General features: G+C 66.1%; 21 protein-coding genes. 16 read left to right on the forward strand and 5 right to left on the reverse strand.

Translation table 11 applies throughout. From position 1 onward, the window contains the following. The 4 genes from CYJ10_RS33345 to CYJ10_RS33360 all read left to right on the forward strand — a co-directional run. Nucleotides 1-828: DNA polymerase III subunit gamma/tau C-terminal domain-containing protein (locus CYJ10_RS33345; RefSeq protein ID WP_308303031.1), on the forward strand; the 828-nt coding region annotated here is incomplete at its 5' end. Between the two features lie 78 nt (nucleotides 829-906). Further along, a complete protein-coding gene (locus CYJ10_RS33350) occupies nucleotides 907-1,233 on the forward strand; it encodes a YbaB/EbfC family nucleoid-associated protein (RefSeq protein WP_092594129.1) in 327 nt (108 codons plus the stop codon). A gap of 37 nt (nucleotides 1,234-1,270) precedes the next feature. Next, nucleotides 1,271-1,885: a recombination mediator RecR gene (recR, locus tag CYJ10_RS33355; RefSeq protein ID WP_101685711.1), complete on the forward strand. Its 615-nt coding sequence runs from the start codon at nucleotides 1,271-1,273 to the stop codon at nucleotides 1,883-1,885. 2 nt (nucleotides 1,886-1,887) lie between these two features. Continuing rightward, nucleotides 1,888-2,793: a LysR family transcriptional regulator gene (locus tag CYJ10_RS33360; RefSeq protein ID WP_101685712.1), complete on the forward strand. Its 906-nt coding sequence runs from the start codon at nucleotides 1,888-1,890 to the stop codon at nucleotides 2,791-2,793. A 16-nt stretch (nucleotides 2,794-2,809) separates the two neighbouring features. On the opposite strand, the gene CYJ10_RS33365 is transcribed toward CYJ10_RS33360, so the two are convergent. Together CYJ10_RS33365 and CYJ10_RS33370 are read right to left on the reverse strand one after the other, a co-directional pair. Further along, the gene (locus CYJ10_RS33365; protein ID WP_101685713.1) at nucleotides 2,810-4,144 is read right to left on the reverse strand and encodes a GGDEF domain-containing protein; all 1,335 of its coding nucleotides are present in this window, start codon (nucleotides 4,142-4,144) and stop codon (nucleotides 2,810-2,812) included. A gap of 35 nt (nucleotides 4,145-4,179) precedes the next feature. Then, nucleotides 4,180-4,947, reverse strand: a complete 768-nt coding sequence (locus CYJ10_RS33370) for a substrate-binding periplasmic protein (protein WP_101685714.1) — start codon at nucleotides 4,945-4,947, stop codon at nucleotides 4,180-4,182. 264 nt (nucleotides 4,948-5,211) lie between these two features. Between CYJ10_RS33370 and CYJ10_RS33375 the strand changes: the two genes are divergently transcribed. From CYJ10_RS33375 to CYJ10_RS33400, 6 genes are all read left to right on the forward strand, one after another. Beyond that, the gene (locus CYJ10_RS33375) at nucleotides 5,212-6,408 is read left to right on the forward strand and encodes a CaiB/BaiF CoA transferase family protein (protein ID WP_101685715.1); all 1,197 of its coding nucleotides are present in this window, start codon (nucleotides 5,212-5,214) and stop codon (nucleotides 6,406-6,408) included. Further along, on the forward strand, nucleotides 6,405-7,382 hold the full coding sequence (locus tag CYJ10_RS33380) for a hydroxymethylglutaryl-CoA lyase (protein WP_101685716.1): 978 nt from the start codon (nucleotides 6,405-6,407) through the stop codon (nucleotides 7,380-7,382). The genes CYJ10_RS33375 and CYJ10_RS33380 overlap by 4 nt, the downstream gene beginning before the upstream one ends. A 187-nt stretch (nucleotides 7,383-7,569) precedes the next feature. Next, a complete protein-coding gene (locus CYJ10_RS33385) occupies nucleotides 7,570-8,550 on the forward strand; it encodes a Bug family tripartite tricarboxylate transporter substrate binding protein (RefSeq protein ID WP_101685717.1) in 981 nt (326 codons plus the stop codon). A 224-nt stretch (nucleotides 8,551-8,774) separates the two neighbouring features. Continuing rightward, nucleotides 8,775-9,818: an ABC transporter substrate-binding protein gene (locus tag CYJ10_RS33390; RefSeq protein ID WP_101685718.1), complete on the forward strand. Its 1,044-nt coding sequence runs from the start codon at nucleotides 8,775-8,777 to the stop codon at nucleotides 9,816-9,818. A 103-nt stretch (nucleotides 9,819-9,921) separates the two neighbouring features. Further along, a complete protein-coding gene (locus tag CYJ10_RS33395) occupies nucleotides 9,922-10,734 on the forward strand; it encodes an ABC transporter ATP-binding protein (RefSeq protein ID WP_101685719.1) in 813 nt (270 codons plus the stop codon). A gap of 27 nt (nucleotides 10,735-10,761) precedes the next feature. Further along, nucleotides 10,762-11,553, forward strand: coding sequence for an ABC transporter permease (locus CYJ10_RS33400; RefSeq protein ID WP_101685720.1), 792 nt, complete (start codon nucleotides 10,762-10,764; stop codon nucleotides 11,551-11,553). Nucleotides 11,554-11,712: 159 nt separating this feature from the next. On the opposite strand, the gene CYJ10_RS33405 is transcribed toward CYJ10_RS33400, so the two are convergent. After that, nucleotides 11,713-12,687 carry an NADPH:quinone oxidoreductase family protein gene (locus tag CYJ10_RS33405; protein WP_101685721.1) on the reverse strand — a complete coding sequence of 325 codons (975 nt, stop codon included), beginning with the start codon at nucleotides 12,685-12,687 and terminating at the stop codon, nucleotides 11,713-11,715. A 249-nt stretch (nucleotides 12,688-12,936) separates the two neighbouring features. Here CYJ10_RS33405 and surE point away from each other — a divergent pair, with 249 nt between their 5' ends. The 5 genes from surE to CYJ10_RS33430 all read left to right on the forward strand — a co-directional run bounded on the left by surE (nucleotide 12,937) and on the right by CYJ10_RS33430 (nucleotide 17,609). Then, complete coding sequence (surE, locus tag CYJ10_RS33410) at nucleotides 12,937-13,689, forward strand: 5'/3'-nucleotidase SurE (RefSeq protein WP_101685722.1); 753 nt, start codon at nucleotides 12,937-12,939, stop codon at nucleotides 13,687-13,689. 109 nt (nucleotides 13,690-13,798) lie between these two features. After that, nucleotides 13,799-14,701 (forward strand): protein-L-isoaspartate(D-aspartate) O-methyltransferase, encoded by a 903-nt coding sequence (locus CYJ10_RS33415; protein WP_101685723.1) that lies wholly within the window; start codon nucleotides 13,799-13,801, stop codon nucleotides 14,699-14,701. Between the two features lie 8 nt (nucleotides 14,702-14,709). After that, a complete protein-coding gene (locus CYJ10_RS33420) occupies nucleotides 14,710-15,585 on the forward strand; it encodes a peptidoglycan DD-metalloendopeptidase family protein (protein WP_101685724.1) in 876 nt (291 codons plus the stop codon). Between the two features lie 6 nt (nucleotides 15,586-15,591). Continuing rightward, complete coding sequence (gene rpoS, locus CYJ10_RS33425; RefSeq protein ID WP_101685725.1) at nucleotides 15,592-16,776, forward strand: RNA polymerase sigma factor RpoS; 1,185 nt, start codon at nucleotides 15,592-15,594, stop codon at nucleotides 16,774-16,776. Continuing rightward, the gene (locus tag CYJ10_RS33430) at nucleotides 16,773-17,609 is read left to right on the forward strand and encodes a 3'-5' exonuclease (protein ID WP_101685726.1); all 837 of its coding nucleotides are present in this window, start codon (nucleotides 16,773-16,775) and stop codon (nucleotides 17,607-17,609) included. The genes rpoS and CYJ10_RS33430 overlap by 4 nt, the downstream gene beginning before the upstream one ends. A gap of 63 nt (nucleotides 17,610-17,672) precedes the next feature. Here the strand turns inward: CYJ10_RS33430 and CYJ10_RS33435 are convergent, their stop codons facing one another. Further along, nucleotides 17,673-18,527: an endonuclease/exonuclease/phosphatase family protein gene (locus CYJ10_RS33435; RefSeq protein ID WP_101685727.1), complete on the reverse strand. Its 855-nt coding sequence runs from the start codon at nucleotides 18,525-18,527 to the stop codon at nucleotides 17,673-17,675. A gap of 123 nt (nucleotides 18,528-18,650) precedes the next feature. On the opposite strand from CYJ10_RS33435, the gene rlmD reads away from it, so the two are divergent. Next, a complete protein-coding gene (gene rlmD / locus CYJ10_RS33440; protein ID WP_101685728.1) occupies nucleotides 18,651-20,033 on the forward strand; it encodes a 23S rRNA (uracil(1939)-C(5))-methyltransferase RlmD in 1,383 nt (460 codons plus the stop codon). Between the two features lie 87 nt (nucleotides 20,034-20,120). Here rlmD and CYJ10_RS33445 read toward each other — a convergent pair whose 3' ends face one another. Continuing rightward, complete coding sequence (locus CYJ10_RS33445) at nucleotides 20,121-20,828, reverse strand: Bax inhibitor-1/YccA family protein (protein WP_101685729.1); 708 nt, start codon at nucleotides 20,826-20,828, stop codon at nucleotides 20,121-20,123. Nucleotides 20,829-20,965: the final 137 nt, after the last annotated feature.

Genomic DNA, 20,965 nt, shown 5'->3' on the forward strand with positions numbered 1-20,965 from the left:
GTGCAAGCGGCCCCGGCGTCGCCGAAGCCCGCCGCCCCGGCGGCAGGCGTCCAGCAGGCAGCGGCTGCGCCGGAACCCGTGCGCGAGCGCGCGGCGCCGGTCGCCGCCAAGCCCGCCCAGGCGGCCCGGCCTGCCGCCGATGTCGCGCCGTGGGAAGCGGCCGGTGGCAGCGAAGTCCCGCCGTGGGAGGCCATGCCGGCCGACATGCCGGTGATTGGGCCCTACGATAGCGACCCCGGTTTCGATCCCAACTTTGGCGGATACGACAACGGCTTTGAATCGGAAAGTTTCGATCGCGCGCCGCGTGGCGCCGGGCGTGCGGCGTCGAACCCGCCCGCCCAGCCGCCCGCCCAGGCCCGCAAGCCGGCACCCGAGCCCGAGCCGGCCGTAGCGCTGGCCCCGGCCGTGCCGCCGGTGGCGCCGAGTGCGTCCGACGACGGCACGCCGCCGGTCTTCACCGGCGACTGGCCGGCGCTGGCCGCCAGCCTGCCGCTGAAGGGCTTGGCGCAGCAACTGGCCCACCAGAGCGAACTGCACCGCGTGGTAGGCCGCGCGTTGCACCTGCGTGTGCCGGTGGCGGCGATTGGCGAAGCCAATGTGGCCGAGCGCCTGCAGGCGGCGCTCAATGAACACTTCGGCGTCGAGGTCCGCGTGCATTGCGAGATCGGCGCCGTGACCCATACTGCAGCGGCCGTCGATGCCGCGGCACGTGCCGAGCGCCAGCGCGAGGCCGAGGCCGAGATCGACCGCGACCCGTTCGTGCAGGGCCTGCTGCGTGAATTCGGCGGGCAGATCGTGCCCGGTTCCGTGCAGCCTCGCGCTGCCTGATTTCGAGAGGTGGCCCGTCTGGATCGACACCCTGCGGCGCCACCCGACCCAACACACACATATCGAAGGAGTGATTCCATGATGAAAGGTCAACTGGCCGGGCTGATGAAGCAAGCCCAGCAGATGCAGGACAACATGAAGAAGATGCAGGAGCAGCTGGCCCAGATCGAGGTCGAGGGCCAGTCCGGCGCCGGTCTCGTGAAGGTGCTCATGACCTGCAAGAACGACGTGAAGCGCGTGACGATCGATCCGAGCCTGCTGGCCGACGACAAGGACCTGCTCGAAGACCTGGTTGCCGCCGCGTTCAACGACGCCGTGCGCAAGGCCGAGGCCACCACGCAGGAAAAGATGGGCTCGATGACGTCGGGCCTGCCGCTGCCCCCGGGCTTCAAGCTGCCGTTCTGATCACCGTTCCCATGCGCGCATTGTTCCAGGTGGTGCCATGAGAGCGGCACCGCCCACCTCGCTGCAGGCGCTGATCGAGGCGCTCAAGGTGCTGCCCGGCGTGGGGCCGAAATCGGCCCAGCGCATGGCATATCACCTGTTGCAGCATGACCGTGACGGCGCGCGCAAACTGGGCGACGCGCTGCGAGGCGCCGCCGATGGCATCCGCCATTGCGAGCGCTGCAATACGTTCACCGAGCAGGAAATCTGCGAGACGTGCCGCGACCCCGCGCGCGATGGCTCGCTGCTCTGCGTGGTGGAGACCCCGGCCGACCAGGTCATGATCGAGCAGACCCTGACCTATCGCGGCCAGTACTTCGTGCTGATGGGGCGGCTGTCGCCGCTCGACGGCATCGGCCCGAAGGAAATTCATCTCGATCGCCTGCTGGCGCGTGCCACCGACCCCGAGTACGGCGGGCCGGCCACCGAGGTGATCGTCGCCACCAATTTCACCAGCGAAGGCGAGGCCACCGCGCACTACATCGGCGAAATGCTGAAGGCGCGCGGGCTCAAGGTGTCGCGCCTGGCGCGGGGCGTGCCGGTGGGTGGCGAACTCGAATACGTGGATGCGGGCACCATTGCCCGCGCCGTGATGGACAGGCGCACGCTCTGACCATGAACCTGGCGCGCTTCGATCTCGTAACGCTCGGCCTGTTCGTGGCCGTGGCCCGGCAGGGCAGTATCTCGGCCGGCGCGCGCCAGTCGCACCTGGCCGTGGCGGCCGCCAGCAAGCGGATTTCCGACCTGGAAACCGCCGTCGGCGCGCCGCTGTTCTTCCGCCACGCGGCGGGCGTGCAGCTGACCGAGGCCGGGCAAGCGTGCTTTCACCACGCGCTGACCATCCTGCAGGACGTGGAGCGCATGGCTGGCGTGATGTCCGACTACGCGTCGGGCGTGCGCGGCCAGGTGCGCGTCTGCGCGAATACCTCGGCCATTACCCAGTTTCTGCCCGACGACCTGGCGCAGTTCATGCGCCAGCATCCCACCATCCGCATCGAGCTGGAAGAACACAACAGCAGCGACATCGTGGCCGCGCTGATGGAAAACAGGGCAGACGTCGGCATCTTTGCCGACCGTACGCCTTGCACCGGGCTGGTGACGGTCGAATACCGGCAGGACGAACTGGTCATCATCACGCCGCCGGGCCATCCGCTGGCCCAGGACGGGCCCGTGCATTACGCCGATGCGCTGGAATACGACTTCGTCAGCCTGCCGCAGGTGACGTCGCTGGCCGCGCGGCTGCTGGAGGAAAGCAGCCGGCTGGAGCGCCAGTTCCGGCTACGCATCCAGGTGCGCAGCTTCGACGCGATGTGTCGCATGGTGATGGCGGGCCTGGGGGTGGGTGTGCTGCCGCGCATCGCCGCCGAGCCGCATGTGAAGTCGATGGGCCTGTCGCTGGTAGGGCTGCGCGATGCCTGGGCGCGCCGGTCGCTGCTGATCGGCATGCGCGACCCGGCCGGGCTGACCGCGTCGGCCAGGCTGCTGATCACCCATCTGTGCGGGGACCGGGCGCCGTTCTGAGCGGCGCCGCGCCGGGCTACGGCGTGGTGAGTCCCTCGTCGGCGTACTCCACGCGGTCCCGTCCGTTGTTCTTGCCGCGATAGAGCGCCTGGTCCGCACGCGAGATCATGCCGTGGATGGTGTCGCCCGGCTGCACGCTGGCCACGCCCAGGCTGGCCGTCATCTCTCCCGTCACCGAAAACGCCCGATCCGACACGGTGCGGCGCAGCCGTTCGGCAAACTGCACGGCGGCATGCGGCATGGTATCGGGGCAGATAATCAGGAATTCCTCGCCGCCCCAGCGGCCCACGGTGTCGGCGTCACGCGTGATTTCCAGGATGCGCTCGGCCAATTCCACCAGCACCCGGTCGCCGATCTGGTGGCCGTGGTTGTCGTTGATGGCCTTGAAGCGGTCCACGTCGATCAGGATGATCGAAAACAGGCTGCCGTCGCGGCGGTGGCGTTCCAGCTCGCTGATCAGCACCGCGTCCAGATGGCGCCGGTTGAACACGCCGGTCAGCTGGTCGGTCTTGGACAGCGCTTCGAGCTGCAGATTTTTCTCGACCAGCTCGGCCTGGGTGGCCTGGATCTGCGCAAAGGCCTCGTGGCTGCGCTGGATGGCCGCCCGCACCGTCAGTTCGGCCTCGGTCCGCTCGGCGATGATCAGCTTGAGCTTGCGCAGCACCTGGTTGAAGCCGTCGATAACGCTGTCGAACTCGGTGCGGCCCAGTCGCGCCAGTTCGTCCAGTTCGTCGCCATGGCTCGATGCCAGCTGGAACAGCGCGCGTTGCAGGTGTTCCAGCGGGCGAAACACCATGCGCAGGCCAAAAGTCAGCAGCAGCACCAGCACCACGTCGATGGCGGCTACTTCGGTAATGCCCTGGATCATCGCCGCGCGCAGGACCTTGTGCATGGGCTCGTGCGAGAACCGGATCACGGCGGTGCCAATGGATTGCTCGCGGCGCGCGGCATCGATATTGGCCGGCGGGTAGATCTGCACCTCGCTCAGCACGTCGTGCGGGCCGGCGGCGGTGCACGAGGCACTGCCCGGCGCGGCGGGGCGGCCCGCCGTGGCATAGGCCTCCTTGCCATCGGGCGAGAACACGCAGGCTTCGGAGACTTCCGGGTGAACCAGCGTGGCTTCCAGGCGGGTGCGCAGGATGCCGACATTGAGCGCCCAGGCCGGTTCGGCCAGGCTCTGGCCCAGGCCAATCATGATTTCCGCACGGGTCCGCTCGAACCGCTGTGCAAGCTCCTGCTGCAATTGCCACTGACGATGCACGGCAAAGGCCCCCAGCGTCGTCGTGGTGACAACGATGAACAGCACGATCATCCTGTTCCGGATCGACTGAACCGGGGGCGGCAGTGGCATGAAGGGCTCGATCCTGGAGGATTCAGGGAGGGATTCTATTCATCCACCGCCTTGTTGAACAGCAGGCGGAAGCGGGCCAGCTCCGGATGGGTCTCCTCGTACTTCTTGCTGAAGCCGATATGCACGGTCTCCGTCTTGACGTTCAGCACGCGTTTGGACTTGTAGCGCATGCGTTCGGGCAGGCCGCGGGCCTCCAGCGTGACCAGTGCCTCGTTCAGGACCACGCTGGGATTGACCACACAGTCGATCTCGCCCACCAGCATCTTCTTGACCAGATCCTGGAACTCATGACCCTCGACGACCTGGATCCGGCCTTCCCGGGCGAACTGGAAGAAGCGGGGCCCCGGGGCCAGGTAGCCGCGCTGGTTGCCGAACTTCAGGCCGGCGAAATCGTCGGGATAGGTGTGGAAGGTGCGGCCTTCCACGGAATCGCGGTTGCAGTGAACGGCCACGTCTTCGGCGTAGAACGCCTTCGAGTGGTTCAGGTACGGCCGTTCCTTGGGGCGGTAGTACACGCCCAGGATACCGGCGCTGTTGCCGGACCTGGCCTCCTCGACCACGCGCGCCCATGAGGCAAAGCGGATCTCGACCCGGTATTCCGGCGGCAGCCGCTTCAGTACGCGCTGCACGCTGTCGATGTAGGCCCCCCGGGGCGTGCCGTTTTCCTCGTAGGACAGGGGGCGCTGGGCAGCCTCGGAATACAGCACGATGGTGGTCGTCGCGGGCGTCTGCGCCAGCGCGGACGTGGCCATCCAGCCGGCGCAGGCGGCGCAGAGGATCCGGCAGAAGCGGGAAAATCGCATGGTGACGAAGCCGCGGAGGGTGGGTGGCTGGCGCGAATCGTGCCGGGATCAAGCCGGAACTGTGTCCGGACGTGACCCGGATAACGGCAACCCTGGACCGGAAGTTGACCCATCCCCTCATCAGGGTTAGCCCCAATCTTTCGCATTCCGAGATAGCCCGCTTTCCGGAATGCCGATTCCGCGTCACCCCATGGCTGCGGCACACTCCGTCGAAACAAAGCCAAATCCCCAGTACGGGTCAGTTTCACGGAGGCATTCCCCAACATGGCGCAACAGATTCTCAATGGCATCAAGGTCCTGGAACTGGGCCAACTGATCGCCGGCCCCTTTGCCGCCAAGACCCTTGCCGACTTTGGCGCGCACGTGGTCAAGGTGGAACCGCCCGGCCAGGGCGACCCGCTGCGCAAGTGGCGCATGCTGCACGACGATACGTCGGTCTGGTGGGAAGCCCAGTCGCGCAACAAGCAGTCGATTGCGATCGACCTGCGCCAGCGCGAAGGGCAGGACCTGGTACGCAGGCTGGCTGCCGAAGCCGACGTGCTGATCGAAAACTTCCGTCCCGGCACCATGGAAAAGTGGGGCATGGGCTGGGATGTGCTGCACGCGGCCAACCCGAAGCTGATCATGCTGCGTGTGTCGGGCTACGGGCAGACCGGGCCGAAGCGCGATGAACCGGGCTTTGCCGCCGTGGCCGAGGCCATGAGCGGGCTGCGTTACCTGACCGGCGAACCGGGCCGGCCGCCGGTGCGCGCGGGCCTGTCTCTGGGCGACACCATCGCCGGCCTGCATGGCGCGCTGGGCGTGCTGCTGGCGCTGTACGAGCGCGATGCGCGCGGCGGCAAGGGCCAGGTCATCGACGTGGCGCTGTATGAATCGCTGTTCAACCTCAGCGAGAGCCTGCTGCCCGAGTATTCGGCGTTCGGCGCGGTGCGCCAGCCGGCGGGCGGGGCGCTGCCCGGCATCGCGCCGTCCAACGCCTATCCGTGCGGCTGCGGCGAATACGTGCTGATTGCCGCCAACGGCGACGCCATCTTCAAGCGGCTGATGGCCGCGATGGGCCGCGAAGACCTGGGCGAAGACCCGGACCTGGCGCGCAACGACGGCCGGGTGAAGCGCGTGGACGAGATCGACGCGGCGATTGCCGCCTGGACCCGCACGCAGACCGTGGCGTCGGCGCTGGAAGTGCTCCGCGGCGCCGATGTGCCGTCCGGCCGCATCTATACGGTCAAGGACATTGCCGAAGACCCGCACTACCGCGCCCGCGAAGTCATCGAGACGGTGACGTCGGCCAAGGGCCTGAGCGTGGAAGTGCCGGGCATCATCCCGAAGCTGTCGAGCAATCCCGGTGCCATCCATGACCGCGCGCCCACGCTGGGCGAGCATACCGATAACGTGCTGGCGGAAGCCGGCTTCGACGCAGCGGCCGTTGCCGACCTGCGCGCCCGTGGAGTGATCGCATGAGTACCCAAGTCGCCCAGACCTATTCGCTGGCAGGGCCGGCGCGGATCGAGATCAACGAAGTGGCGCCGCGCGACGGGCTGCAGATCGAACCGTTCGTGGTGCCCACCGAGGGCAAGGTCGCCTTTGTCAACGCGCTGGCCCACTGCGGGTTTGCGCGCATCGAGGCCACCTCGTTCACATCGGCCCGGGCCATCCCCGCGCTGGCCGATGCCGAGGCCGTGATGCACCAGATCGAGCGCGTGCCGGGCGTGCGCTACACGGTGCTGGTGCCGAACCTGCGCGGCCTGGAGCGCGCACTGTCGTGCCATCCGGACGAAGTGAACCTGGTGATGTCGTCCAGCGAGACGCATAACCGCGCCAACCTGCGCATGACGCGCGAACAGTCCAAGGCCCAGCTGCTGGCGATGATCGGCGAGGCTGGCAAGGCTGGTGTGCCGGTCAATATCTCGCTGTCCACGGTGTTTGGCTGCCCGTTCGAGGGCGATGTCAGCGAGGCCGACGTGATGGCGCTGGCGCGCACGTTCTCCGACGCCGGCGCGGCCGGCATCACGCTGTGCGACACCACGGGCATGGCCTATCCGAACCAGGTGGCCGCGCTGTGCGAGACCTTCCAGCGGGCGCTGCCGCAGACCGGCCTGACGATCCACCTGCACAACACGCGCGGCATGGGCCTGGCCAATGCCATCGCGGCCTGGCAGACCGGCGTGACGCGCTTCGACGCGGCGGCCGGCGGCCTGGGTGGCTGCCCTTACGCGCCGGGCGCCAGCGGCAACGTCAGCACCGAGGAACTGGTGCATATGTTCGCCGCGATGGGCGTCGATTCCGGCGTCGACCTCGATGCGCTGCTGAACGTGGTGGGCGGGGTGGCCGAGCTGGTGCAGCGCGACGTGCCCAGCCAGCTGCTGCGCGCCGGCCCGCGCCTGCGCACGCACCAGCCGCCCGCGTGGATGGCCGAGTTCTTCGCCAACGCGTAACGGATCAGCACGGTTTTTTGCCTCTCTCCCGTGCGCGGGAGAGAGGCGGGGAGAGGGTGCAGCGGGTCAAGTCGCGGCAAGTCGGCAAGCAGACCGCTTGCCCTCTCCCCCAACCCTCTCCCTGGTGGGAGAGGGGCGCGCACCAACAGGATTTTCGGGTCCCCCATAAGACATACGGAGACAAAGCATGAAACGCAACCTCATCGGCGCTTGCGCCGCACTGGCCGCTGCCGGCCTGACATTTGGCACCGCCGTCCAGGCTCAAGACGGCTCCTATCCCAATCGGCCGGTCATGCTGGTGGTCTCGGCGGCTGCCGGCGGCACCACCGACCTGGCTGCGCGCCTGATCTCCGAGCCGCTGTCGAAGGCGCTGGGCCAGTCGGTGGTGGTCGACAACAAGCCGGGCGGCAACGGCACCATCGCCGCGCAGGCCGTGCAACGCGCCAAGGCGGATGGCTACACGCTGCTGGTGCAGTACTCGGGCTACCACGTGATCACGCCGCTGCTGACCAAGACGTCGTGGGACCCGGTCAAGGACTTCCAGCCCGTGGCCAACCTGCTGTCGGCCCCGCAGGTGCTGGTGGTGCGCCCCAGCCTGCCGGTGAAGTCGCTCAAGGAACTGGTGGCCTACGCCAAGGCCAATCCGAACAAGCTCAACTACGCGTCGTCGGGCAACGGGTCGCTGCAGCACGTGTCCACCGAACTGCTGAACCAGATGGCCGGCATCCAGATCACGCACGTGCCGTACAAGGGTACCGGCCCGGCCATGACCGACCTGCTGGGCGGCAACGTCGACATGACGATCACCACGCCGCCCCCGCTGATGGGCCATATCGCCGCCGGCAAGCTGCGCCCGCTGGTGGTGACCAGCAAGTCGCGCCTGGAAAGCCTCAAGGACGTGCCGTCGGCCCCGGAAGCCGGCTACCCCGACCTGGACGTCTCGTCGTGGTTCGCCATGTACGCACCGGCCGGCACGCCCAAGGCCGTGGTGGACAAGCTGACCACCGAGATCGAGAAGATCATGAAGACCGAGGCCTTCCGCAAGAAGGCCGAGGAGCTTGGCGCCGAAGCGAAGTACATGAACCCGCAGCAACTGGATCAGTACCAGAAGGCCGAACTGCAGCGCTGGGCCAAGGTGATCAAGTCCGCCAACATCCACGCGGAATAAGCCGCCGGGCAGGGCAGGCAAGCTGTTTGAAAGCGCGCGGCGGTGGCATGCTGTCGCGGCTGCTCTCATTGTGCTGACATTAGGTGTTGATCCCGATGCGGACATGGGTCATGTCCGGTAGCATCGCCGGGAGCCGCATGGGCGGCGTCCCGCCTTTTGTGCGTTGGCACGTGGCGCGCCCTCATTCAAACAGAAGCAAGAAGCAGAAAAGGCAGGAGAGCCCTATGTACAACAAACCTTTCTGGAAGCAGCTGCTGATTGCGCTGGCGCTGTTCCTGGCCGGCTGGTTCACGATCGGCGGCGCCTTCGCGCAAGGCAAGCCCGAGAAGCAGAAGGTGACCATCGCCGTGGGTGGCAAGAACCTGTTCTACTACCTGCCGCTGACGATTGCCGAGCGCCTGGGCTACTTCAAGGAAGAAGGGCTCGACGTGGAAATCGTCGACTTCGCCGGTGGCGCCAAGGCGCTGCAGGCCGTGGTGGGCGGCAGCGCCGACGTGGTGTCGGGCGCCTACGAGCACACCATCAACCTGCAGGCCAAGGGCCAGCATTACCAGGAATTCGTGCTGCAGGGCCGCGCCCCGCAGATCGTGCTGGTGACGTCGAACAAGACCATGCCCAACTTCAAGTCGATTGCCGACCTGAAGGGCAAGAAGATCGGCGTGACCGCGCCAGGGTCGTCGACCAACATGATGGCCAACTTCGTGCTGGCCAAGGCCGGCCTGAAGCCGTCGGACGTGTCGTTCATCGGCGTGGGCGCCAGCGCCGGCGCGGTGGCCGCGATGCGCTCGGGCCAGATCGACGCCATGGCCAACCTGGACCCGGTGATCTCGATGCTGACGCAGAAGAACGAGGTCAAGATTGCCTCGGACACGCGCACGCTCAAGGAAACGCAGTCGGTGTTCGGCGGCAACATGCCGTCGGGCTGCCTGTACGCGTCGACCAAGTTCATCGAGCAGAACCCCAACACCACCCAGGCGCTGACCAATGCCATGGTGCGCGCGCTGAAGTGGCTGCAGGCGGCCGGCCCGTCGGACATCGTCAAGACCGTGCCCGAAAGCTACCTGCTGGGCGACCGCGCGCTGTACCTGGCGGCGTGGGACAAGGTGAAGGAAGCGATCTCGCCGGACGGCACGATGCCGGCCGACGGCCCGAAGACGGCGCTGAACACGCTGCAGCAGTTCGACCCGGACCTCAAGGGCAAGCCGATCAAGCTGGAAGGCACGTTCACGAACACGTTCGTGCAGAAGGCCAACGCCAAGTACAAGTAAGCATTGCGCCCCTGTCGGGGGCGTTCCAGCTGTCCATCGCGCCCGCCGCGCCCGGCCTGCATGGCCGCCCGGCGGGCGCAACGTTTCTCAGAGTCATGCCGTCATGAGCACGCCTGCACTTTCCCTTGAAAACGTGACCTGCACCTTCGTCTCGCGCGAAGACCGCTCGCAGCGCTATACCGCCGTGCGCGATGTCACGATGTCCATCCAGCCCGGCGAATTCCTGTCCGTGGTCGGTCCTACCGGCTGTGGCAAGTCCACGCTGCTGAATGTATCGGCCGGCCTGCTGGAGCCGTCCACCGGCACCGTGCGCGTCTTCGGCGAGCCGCTCAAGGGCATCAACACCCGCGCCGGCTACATGTTCCAGGCCGAGGCGCTGATGCCGTGGCGCAGCGCGCTGGACAATGTGATCGCCGGCCTGGAGTTCCGTGGCGTGCCGCGCGCCGATGCCGTGGCGCAGGGCGAGGAATGGCTGCGCCGCGTGGGCCTGGGCGGGTTTGGCGACCGCTATCCGCACCAGTTGTCGGGCGGCATGCGCAAGCGCGTGAGCCTGGCCCAGACGCTGGTGATGGACCCGGACATCATCCTGATGGACGAGCCGTTCTCGGCGCTGGACATCCAGACGCGCCAGCTGATGGAAAACGAGGTGCTGGACCTGTGGGCCGCCAAGCGCAAGGCCGTGCTGTTCATCACCCACGACCTGGACGAAGCGATTGCGATGAGCGACCGCGTGGTGGTGCTGTCGGCCGGTCCGGGCACCCATCCAATTGGCGAATTTACGATCGACCTGCCGCGTCCGCGCGATGTGGCAGAAATCCGCAACCATCCGCGCTTCGTGGAGCTGCACGCCGCCATCTGGGACGTGTTGCGCGAGGAAGTGCTCAAGGGCTACGCGCAGCAGCGCAAGGCGGCCTGATTTCCTGGACCGGACAATAACAAGATCATGGCTTTTCGTGCTGATTCCAAAGGCATGCTGCGCGTCTGGCAGCTGCTGCTCCTGGTAGTGATCCTGGTCGTGTGGCACCTGGCCACGCGTTCGCAGGAAGTGGCGTTCTTCTTCGGCGAACCGTTGATGGTGGCGCAGCGGGTCTGGAGCTGGTTCGTCGTCGAGCGCGACATCTACATCCATCTGGGCGTGACCCTGCTGGAAACCGTGCTGGCCTTCGGCATCGGCACCGTGGCCGGGCTGGGCGTGGGCCTGTGGCTGGCGCTGAGCCCGTTCACATCGGCCGTGCTCGATCCCTATGTGAAGGCCGCCAACTCGATGCCGCGCGTGATCCTGGCGCCGATCTTCGCGGTCTGGTTTGGCCTGGGCATCTGGTCGAAGGTGGCGCTGGCCGTCACGCTGGTGTTCTTCATCGTGTTCTTCAACGTCTACCAGGGCGTGAAGGAAGTGAGCCCGGTGGTGCTGGCCAACGCGCGCATGCTGGGCGCCAACAAGCAGCAGCTGCTGCGCCATGTGTACCTGCCCAGCGCCACGAGCTGGGTGTTCTCGTCGCTGCATACGTCGGTGGGCCTGGCGTTCGTGGGTGCGGTGGTGGGCGAATACCTGGGCTCGGCACGCGGCGTCGGCTACCTGATCCTGCAGGCCGAGGGGACGTTCGACATCAATACGGTGTTCGCCGGCATCGTCGTGCTGACGGCCTTTGCGCTGGTACTGGACTGGATGGTCACGGCGGGCGAGAAGCGGCTGATGAAGTGGCAGCCGCAGAGCGGAGAGACGGAGAAGCTCTGACCCTTTACCGAGGCGGGCACCCCGCTCCCACTGGTGGGAGCGGGCGGGGGAGCGAGGGCGGCTCCTGCGATGGGCGGCAAGTTGAACCGCCTTGCCCTCTCCCCCAACCCCTCTCCCGCAGGCGGGAGAGGGGCGTAAAACCGGCCGGGGATTGCAGCCCTATGGCGTGATGACGATCTTCCCCGTCACCTTGCGCGCTTCCATGTCCTTGAGCGCCTGCGGAGCCTGTTCCAGCGGATACCGCGCCGAAATATGCGGGCGGATCTTGCCTTCCTTCATCCAGCCGAGCATCTGGGCCATGTTGGCCTGGTTGGCCTTCGGCTCGCGTCGTGCGAAATCACCCCAGAACACGCCCACCAGCGACGCGCCCTTGAGCAGCGCCAGGTTCAGCGGGATCTTCGGAATTTCGCCATTGGCGAAGCCCACCACCAGATAGCGACCACGCCAGCCGATCGAACGGAAGGCCGGTTCGGCGTAGACGCCGCCTACCGGGTCGTAAATGACGTCCGGACCCTTGCCGTCGGTCAGCGCCTTGATGCGCTCGCGCAGGTCTTCGGTGGTGTAGTTGATCACGGCGTCGGCGCCGTGCTCCTTGCAGACCGCCAGTTTCTCGTCGGTGGACGCCGCGGCGATCACGCGGGCGCCAATCGCCTTGCCGATTTCGATAGCCGCCAGGCCCACGCCACCGGCCGCGCCCAGCACCAGCATGGTTTCGCCGGCCTTGAGTTCGCCACGGTCCACCACGGCGTGGTGCGACGTGCCATAGGTCAGCGTGAACGCGGCGGCCACGTCGAAGTCGATGCCGGGCGGCATCGGCACCACGGCCTTGGCCGGCGCCTTGGCCTGGGTGGCAAACGCGCCGTTGCCCAGATAGGCAATCACCTTGTCACCCGGTTTCACATGCGTGACACCGGCGCCGACGGCATTGACCACGCCGGCCAGCTCCGAGCCGGGCGAAAACGGCAGTTCGGGCTTGGCCTGGTATTTGTTCTGGATGATGAGCACGTCCGGAAAGTTCACGCCGGCGGCCTTGACGTCGATGACGACTTCGCCGTCGCCGGGCACCAGGTCGGGCAGGGTTTCCAGCGCCAGCGAATCGGGCGGGCCCCAGGCTTTGCACAGTACGGCTTTCATTGTGTCTCCCATGTGTGATGTGGTCTTGCCGGGGTCGTGCGCGGCAGGAACGCCAGGGCGGCCGGGCACGACGTCGGGCAAGTGTAGCGCAAGAAAAGCACGATCGTTCTGCGGGAAAAAATCGCTGCATGACGCCCATTCGGCCGCCGCATGGCGGGCGCCCGGCTGGCGCGTTGGCGCCGCATCTGTCCCGTTTCCGGTGCATCCGCGGTGCCGCCAGCGGCCTTTCGCTCAGGTACAATCGCGGCCATGCATATCCTTCTCGCCAACGATGACGGTTACCTTGCGCCGGGGCTCGCCGTCCTGCACGCAGCGCTCGCGCCCCTGGCGCGCGTGACCGTGATCGCCCCGGAACAGAATCACAGCGGAGCCTCGAATTCGCTGACGCTGCAACGCCCGCTTTCGGTCTACGAAGCGCGGGAAGGGGTGCAGAAGGGATTCCGCTATATCAATGGTACGCCGACGGACTGCGTGCACGTGGCGCTGACCGGCCTGCTGGAGGATCGGCCAGACCTGGTGGTGTCCGGCATCAACCAGGGCCAGAACATGGGCGAGGACGTGCTGTATTCGGGCACCGTCGCCGCCGCCATCGAGGGCTACCTGTTCGGCATCCCGTCGATCGCGTTCTCGCAGGTAAATCATGGCTGGGAACATCTTGACGCAGCCGCGCGCGTGGCGCGCGAGATCGTCGAGAACGTGATTGCGCGTCCGCCGCGCGAGCCGTTCCTGCTGAACGTCAATATTCCGAACCTGCCGTTCGAGCATATCCGCGGGCACCGCGCCACGCGCCTGGGCAAGCGCCATCCGTCGCAGCCCGTGATCCAGCAGGTGAACCCGCGCGGCGACCCCATTTACTGGATCGGACCTGCCGGCGACGCCCGCGATGCGAGCGAAGGCACCGATTTCCACGCCACGGCAAATGGTTACGTCTCGCTCACGCCGCTGCAGCTCGACCTGACGCATCGCGGCCAGCTCGAACAGATCGAACAGTGGCTGGGGTGAGCGTGTCATCGCTGCGCGCCCCTCAGGCGTTTCTTTGCGGTCGCCGCGCGGGTGCCCTGCGTGGCGGCATCGTATTTGTCCTTCCTTTCGTTCCAGCGCCGTATCCGAAATGAGTTCCACGCCGCGCCGCCCCCGCTTTCCGCTGCCGCTGGATGCGGTAGTCGAACGCAAGCCCGCGCCCGCGCGCACTGCCGGCATGCCGGCAGTGGGCAAGCGCGTGGCCGCGCCGGCGCCTGCCACCGTCAAGCCGCGCAAGCCCGCCGCGCCGCCCGCCCCACCGCCCCCGCCGGGCAGTGCCGTGGAGGCGCGCGCGTCGGCGGCCACGGCCGGTGGCGGCGGCATGGCGTCGGATCGCGCCCGCTCCGCGCTGGCGGCGCGCCTGCGCGCCGGCGGCATTCGCGACGAGCGCGTGCTGGGCGCCATCTCCACGGTGCCGCGGCACCTGTTCATGGAGCCGGGGCTGGCGTCGCAGGCCTATGAGGACGCTGCGTTGCCGATCGGGCATCAGCAGACCATTTCCAAGCCTTCGGTCGTGTCCCGCATGATCGAGCTGCTGCGCGAGGGCCTGACGCCCGACCAGCCGCTGGCGCGCGTGCTGGAAATCGGCACGGGCTGCGGCTACCAGGCTGCCGTGCTGAGCCTGTGCGCGCAGGAAGTGTTCTCCATCGAGCGGATTCGTCCGCTACACGAACAAGCCAAGGCCAACCTGCGGCCACTGCGCGTGCCGAATATCCGCCTGCATTACGGCGACGGCATGCTTGGCCTGCCGCAGGCCGCGCCGTTCTCGTCGATCATCCTTGCCGCGGCCGGGATGGAGGTGCCGCAGGCCCTGCTGGAACAACTGGCCATTGGTGGACGTCTGATTGCGCCGGTGGTGACACCTGGCAACGGCGCGCCGGGTCAGACGGTGACGCAGCAGCTGCTGCTGATCGAGCGCCTCAATCGGCATCGGTTTCACAGAACCGCGCTTGAAGCCGTTTTCTTTGTGCCCTTAAAATCGGGCACCATCTGAGTCGAACTATGCACAACATCGTGAATCAGAAGAATTTCACACGAGTCGGACAACACCTGAGCATCCTGGCCTGCGCGGCGGTTCTGGCCGCCTGCGCCAGTTCCCCGATGCCGGCCCCCGTGGTGGACCGTACGTCTGGCGGCACCACCCAGGCAGCCGCGCCGCTGGAGCCGGCACCTCCCGGATACTATCGGGTCAAGCGCGGCGATACCCTTTACCGTATCGCACTGGAAAATGGCCAGTCGTATCGCGACGTGGCGGCCTGGAACAACATGGCCAACGCGAACCAGATCGAGGTGGGCCAGTTGCTGCGCGTGCTGCCGCCAAGCGCCGACGCGAACGCCGCGCCGGGCGTGGCCACCGTGCCGGTGGCGCCGGGCACCGTGCAATCGCAACCGATCGACGCCGCGCGCCCGGTGGGTACGCCGATGAGCGCATCTTCCGCCCCCACGGCGGCGCCTGCAGCGGCAGCGCCGGCCGCAGCCACCAGCGCAGCAGGTGGCGCGTCGGCCCCGGCAGGCGACGTTCGCCTGGCTTGGCCGGCGAGTGGACAATTGATCGGTAAATTTGACGACAAAGGTAACAAGGGCATCGATATTGCTGGCAAGAAAGGCGATCCGGTGCTGGCTGCCGACGAGGGTAGGGTGATTCACGTAGGCCCCTTGCGCGGCTACGGGAATCTTGTCATCATCAAACACAACGACACGTATCTCACCGCCTACGGTCATAACGACAAGGTGCTGGTGGCAGAGCAGTCAACGGTCCGCAAGGGCCAGAAGATTGCCGAAATGGGTAACAGTGATACTGACAGGGTCAAGCTGCACTTCGAGGTTCGCAAGAACGGAAAACCGGTCGATCCGATGCGGTATCTACCGCCACAGTGAGGTTTCATGCCACGCCAGAAAACTGTTTCATCCGGAGTTGTCAGCAGGACCCGTCGTCCCAAGCAGCCGGAAGGAAAGGCTGGTGTGGCAACCCGAGCCGCTGACGGGGGCGACGACGGAGCATTCGGCGTCGAACTCGAACCTGCGGCCGACATGGTGCCGGTGGCCGAAGAGCCCATCGCGCCCGTGTCGCGCGGCAGCCTGCGCAATGGCGATCGAAATACCGAGCGCGCCACCGATGTGAGCGCCGACGACTCCGATGACGAGGACGAGGAGTCCGAAGACGACGAGGAAGAGGGCGCCGCCGAAGCCGCGCCCGAGCCCGACGACTTCCGCACCGTCCTGCATACGGAACTGGCTGCCGACACGGTCCAGCACTATCTCAATCGCATCAGTATCAAGCCACTGCTTTCGGCCCCGGAGGAACTGCATTTCTCCACGCTGGCCAAGGGCGGTGATTTTTCGGCCCGGCAGGTCATGATCGAGCGCAACCTGCGCCTCGTGGTGAGCATTGCCAAGGGCTACCTGAATCGCGGCGTGCCGCTGCTCGATCTGATCGAGGAAGGCAATCTCGGCCTGATGCACGCGATCGAGAAATTCGATCCTACACGCGGTTTCCGCTTTTCGACTTATGCCACCTGGTGGATCCGCCAGAGCATCGAGCGCGCGATCATGAACCAGGCCCGCACCGTGCGGTTGCCGGTGCATGTGATTCGCGAGCTCAACCAGGTCCTGCGCGCCAAGCGTCATCTTGAAAAAGGTGGCACCGATGGCCGCGACGCCAGCCTCGAGGACATCGCCCACCTGCTCGGCAAGACGCCGGACGAGGTGCAGGACGTGCTGGCACTCAATGAACATACCACCTCGCTGGATACGCCGTTCGATCTTGACCCGGGTTCGAGCCTGCTCGATTTCCTGTCGGACGAACATAACGCCGCGCCTGATCAGGAAGTGGCCCACCGCGAGCTGGAAACCCTGATGAAGCTCTGGCTGGCACGCCTGTCGGAGAAGCATCGCTATGTGGTGGAGCGCCGTTTCGGGCTCAACCACATCGAGCCGGCCACGCTCGAGGAGCTGGCCGAGGAAATGGGTCTGACACGCGAACGCGTGCGCCAGATCCAGCAGGAAGCGCTGGTCAAGCTCAAACGGCATTTCGCTTCGCAAGGTGTACGCAAGGACGCCGTTTTATGACCCCTGTGCTGGTATTCGACATCGAGACGATTCCCGATGTCGACGGCCTGCGCCGTTTGCATGACCATCCCGCATCGATGAGCGACGCCGAAGTCGCCGAGCATGCGTTTGCCGCCCGCCGGGAGAAAACCGGCTCCGACTTCCTGCCGCACTATCTGCAGCGCGTGGCCGCCATTTCGTGCGTGCTGCGTCGTACCCAGCGCGATGGTTCGGCGGTATTCCATGTCGGATCGCTGGGCACGCTCGAGGATGGGGAAGCCACGCTGATCCAGAAGTTCTACGAACTGATTGCGCGCTACAGCCCGCAGCTGGTGTCCTGGAACGGTGGTGGTTTCGACTTGCCGGTGCTCCATTATCGCGGCCTGATCCACGGCGTGGCGGCGCCACGTTACTGGGAGATGGGCGAGGGCCGCGACGACGATAGCCGCGACTTCAAGTGGAACAACTACATCAGCCGCTATCACATGCGGCACCTGGACCTGATGGACCTGCTGGCGATGTATCAGCCGCGGGCCAGCGCGCCGCTCGATGACCTGGCCAAGCTGTGCGGCTTTCCGGGGAAGATGGGCATGGACGGCAGCAAGGTCTGGCAGGCGTTCCAGGAAGGCAAGCTGGACGAGATCCGCGACTATTGCGAGACGGACGTCGTCAACACGTATCTGATGTATTGCCGGTTCCAGTTGATGCGCGGCGGCCTGACGCCACGCGAGTTCGACATGGAAGTATCGCTGATACAGGAATCGCTGGCCGAGCTGCCGGGCGCGCAGTGGATGGAGTATCTGCGCGCATTCAAGCTGCAGCCGATGGCGCCCGAGGCCGAAGACGACGAGTGACGGCCCCGGTCGGCTTCTGTCGGCCATCGACGGCTACCGACGCCTACCCACGGACCTTGATCGCTAGCGGCTCAGGCTCAGGTGGATCGGCTGGTGGTCCGAGGCGTCGGTCTTGCCATTGACCTCGCAACGCGTCACGTTGCCCAGCAGGTCTTCCGTCACAAACACGAAATCGCACGCGAACGGTGGCTCCGGCCACTGTTCCTTGTCGTACAGCGCGCAAGTCGGCGCATGGGCCTGGCCAGGATGCATGTGGCACCAGGCGTCTTTCCAGTTCACGGTGGCGTCGACGTAGGGCTCGATCACGCGCTTGTAGGCCACGTCATCGGGCTTGCTGTTGAAGTCGCCGCAGAGGATGGCCTCGGTCGGGCGCGGCTCGGGCGTGAACGGGCCGGGTTTCTTTTCCGACTTGCCAGGGCGACGCGCGTGCTCGCAGGCCTCGGCATGCCACTGGCGCAGGGCGTCAGCCTGCGCGGCGCGCTGCAGCTTCGAGTAGAACTCCAGGTGGGTGGAAATGACCCGCAGCGGTCTGCCGCCAGCTTCCACGGTAACTTCCAGCGCGACGCGCGGCATCGATGCCACGTCGGGATCGGCCGGCCAGGGCAGGGCATGGCGAAAGATCTCACGCACCGGCAGTCGCGTGGCAATGACATTGCCGAACTGCCGCGGCGAGCCGTCGCCATGGGTGCGGTCCACGCCCGGTGCGAAGATGACGCGATACCCGGGCAGTAGCGAAGTCAGTTCGGCAACCTGGTCGCGCTGCGGCTGTCCCGCCATGTCTGAAAAGCCCCGGGTGACCTCCTGCAGGCAGATGACGTCGGGATCGGTCATGTCGCGGATCGTGGCGACGATGCGGGCAAGGTCGACCTTGCCGTCGGCACCACGTCCCCACTGGATATTCCACGAAATCAGTTCCATCGTTTCCTCTTTCGTCGTTTGGACTTTCATGACGGCGCGATGACTGGACTACAATCGCGCTTTCGCAAAACAATACGTCAGGTCCCTCCGGTGTCTCAAGCCGTCGAATCTTCCAAGCCCGAAATGGCGGGCAAGCCGGGTGCCGCGCCCGCCGCATCCGCCACCCCCAGCGATCCCGTGGTCACTATTCACAGCCTCGACATGGAGGCGCGTGGCGTCGGCCGCCTGGACAACGAGGACGGCACGCCGGGCAAGGTCATCTTCGTCGAGGGCGCGCTGCCCGGCGAAACCGTCGCCTACAAGAGCTTCCGGCGCAAGCCGAGCTATGAGCAGGCACATCTGGTGGAGATCAAAAAGCCGTCCGTCATGCGCGTGGAGCCGGGTTGCCAGCACTTTGGCGTGTGCGGCGGCTGCTCGATGCAGCATCTGGACGCGCGGGCGCAGCTGGCCATCAAGCAGCGCGTGCTGGAAGACAACCTCTGGCACCTGTCGAAAGTGAAGCCCGATGTGGTGTTTCGCCCGATCGCCGGGCCGGACTGGGGCTACCGCTACCGGGCGCGACTGACCGTGCGCTACGTGGCCAAGAAGGGCGGCGTGCTGGTGGGATTCCACGAGCGCAAGAGCAGCTATGTGGCGGACATGACGCGTTGCGAGATCCTGCCGCCGAATGTTTCCGCGATGCTGGTGCCGCTGCGCGAACTGGTGACGGGGTTGTCGATCCGGGATCGCATGCCGCAGATCGAACTGGCCGTTGGCGCGGAAGTGACGGCGCTGGTGCTGCGCATCCTGGAGCCGCTGACCGATGCCGACAAGGATCTGCTGCGCGCCTTTGCCGACAAGCACCAGGTGCAGTTCTGGCTCCAGCCCAAGGGCCCGGATACGGTCTATGCGTTCTATCCGGCCGAGCAGGAGCTGGCGTACACGCTGCCCGAATTCGGCATCCGCATGCCGTTCAAGCCCACCGATTTCACCCAGGTGAATCACCAGATCAACCGCGTGCTGATCGGCCGCGCGCTGCGCCTGCTGGACGCGCGGCCCACCGACCGCCTGCTCGACCTGTTCTGCGGCATTGGCAACTTCACGCTGCCGCTGGCCACGCAGGGCGCATCGGTGATGGGTATCGAGGGCAGCGAAGCCCTGACCACGCGGGCGCTGGCCAATGCCGGGTACAACGGACTGGCGGACAAGACATCGTTTGCCTGCCGCAACCTGTTCGAGGTAACCGCCGAGGATATCGCCGCGCTGGGCCGTTTCGACCGCTGGCTGGTGGATCCGCCGCGCGAAGGTGCGCTGGCCGTCTGCAAGGCGCTGGGCGAACTGCATCAGGCCGGCAGCGACGTGCTGCCGAAGCGCATCGTCTACGTGTCGTGCAGTCCGGCCACGCTGGCGCGCGATGCCGGCCTGCTGGTGCACGAGGCGGGTTATCGCCTGGCTGGCGCTGGCGTGGTGAACATGTTCCCGCATACGTCGCATGTGGAATCGATTGCCGTATTCGAGCGCGACTGACCTCGTGTGAGAAGGGCGCGGCCGACCCTGGCCGCGAGCAAAAAAATAGCCGCCCGAGGGCGGCTATTTTCATGGCGACGGGGCGACTTAGTCGCGATTGCCGCCGAAGATGCCCAGCAGTGCCAGCAGGTTCACGAAGACGTTGTACACGTCCAGATAGATGGCCAGCGTGGCGGTGATGTAGTTGGTCTCGCCGCCGTTCACCACGCGCTGCACGTCGATCAGGATGAAGATCGAGAAGATCGCGATGGCGATGACCGACAGCGTGATCATCAGGGCCGGCATCTGCAGCCAGATGTTGGCAATGCCGGCCAGGATCAGCAGGACGACGCCGACGAACAGGAACTTGGCCAGGCCCGAAAAATCGCGCTTGCTGACCGTGGCGATCGTGGCCATGACGCCAAATACCGCCGCGGTGCCGCCGAACGCGTACATGATCAGCGCCGGACCGTTCGAATACGACAGCGTCAGGCTCAGGATGCGCGCCAGCATCAGGCCCATGAAGAACGTGAAGGCCAGCAGCAGTACCACGCCCATGCTGCTGTTCTTGGTCTTCTCGATCGCGAACATGAAGCCGAAGGCGACGGCCAGGAACAGCAGGGCCGACATGCCAGGGCTGCCGGCGACCAGGCCGGCGAATCCGGCTGCCACACCGATCCATGCGCCCAGCACGGTCGGGATCATCGAAATGGCCAGCAGCCAGTAGGTATTGCGTAGGACCCGGTTGCGGGTGGCAACGTCGGTGACGCCCGCAGCACTATTGCCGAATCCGTAAGTATTCAGCTTGTTGTTCATCGTGACTCCTGTCATCAGATCTATGGGAGGCGCCGGGGCAACCCGACGGCACAGCGCCAATGTGGCATCGCGCCTGCTGATTTGCAAGGGGGCTTTGTCCAGACAATAACCCTTGTTATTAGTTGTTTTCCGAAAAC

This window comes from Cupriavidus pauculus (assembly GCF_002858765.1).
Taxonomy (GTDB): domain Bacteria; phylum Pseudomonadota; class Gammaproteobacteria; order Burkholderiales; family Burkholderiaceae; genus Cupriavidus; species Cupriavidus pauculus_B.